2 tRNA genes and 1 rRNA gene are annotated in these 980 nt (G+C 38.4%); all 3 read right to left on the minus strand.

From position 1 onward, the window contains the following. Window positions 1-650: 650 nt before the first annotated feature. A tRNA-Ala gene (locus tag AC0SAP_RS10300) sits at window positions 651-726 on the minus strand. 14 nt (window positions 727-740) lie between these two features. Continuing rightward, window positions 741-817, minus strand: a tRNA-Ile gene (locus AC0SAP_RS10305). A 73-nt stretch (window positions 818-890) separates the two neighbouring features. After that, window positions 891-980, minus strand: a 16S ribosomal RNA gene (locus AC0SAP_RS10310); the annotation flags it as partial.

The following is a 980-nucleotide window of genomic DNA, read 5'->3' on the forward strand; positions in this document are numbered from 1 at the left end:
CAGAGAGATAAATCGCAATCGTCAATTATATGACAAAATAGCTCTTCAATTCTCCTACGAATGTAACATGATAACGTTTCACTTTAAGTTAACTCATTTTATCAATCTGTCATATTGAATCACTTAATCAAGAATGATCTAAGATAGATATTCTTATCTCGGTATCTCAACTGACAGTCAGTAAAATTGAATACATCGTTACTTAAGTGATGCAATCTCTCCCGATCTCTCTTGTTATCTTGCTATCAAATTACCATTCTCATCACGAGAAGAATAATCCAATAACGAGATCCGAAAGATCTTGGTGATTATTACTCGATTCACATCGATCAATAATCACTGCTGCATCGCTATTACGTTGCACCAACTAATCCAAATTTTTAAAGAACACTCACGACTAATAGTTATATTAGATGAGAGTATAAATAAGATGACTTATCAGACCATATCAATGATTGAAGATCGAAGATCATCAAACAATGATAAATTAATTAACTGATTAATCACATTATTTATCGTCTCTCTAACTTATTTAACTAACCACTACTTACTAACTATCTAGCGGCATTAAACAAACTAACTAAACATTCAAGAAGCAGAGAATAACAGACTCAACCTAGTCTCTTTTCAACAATATCCCCCAAGAAATTTGGTGGAGGATAACGGAGTCGAACCGATGGCCTCCTGCGTGCAAGGCAGGCGCTCTACCAACTGAGCTAATCCCCCTTTATGGGTTATATTGGTGGGCCTAGGTAGACTCGAACTACCGACCCCACGCTTATCAAGCGTGTGCTCTAACCAACTGAGCTATAGGCCCAGATACTAGGTATTACTTCTTTTATCTTAAATAAGTTTCTATGGAAGCTCGTACTTGTTGCGCTCTGCTCTTTAAAGGAGGTGATCCAGCCGCAGGTTCCCCTACGGCTACCTTGTTACGACTTCACCCCAGTCATCGACCACTCCGTGGTAAGCGCCCATTT

It is taken from the genome of Ignatzschineria sp. PL_is040, from assembly GCF_055813795.1.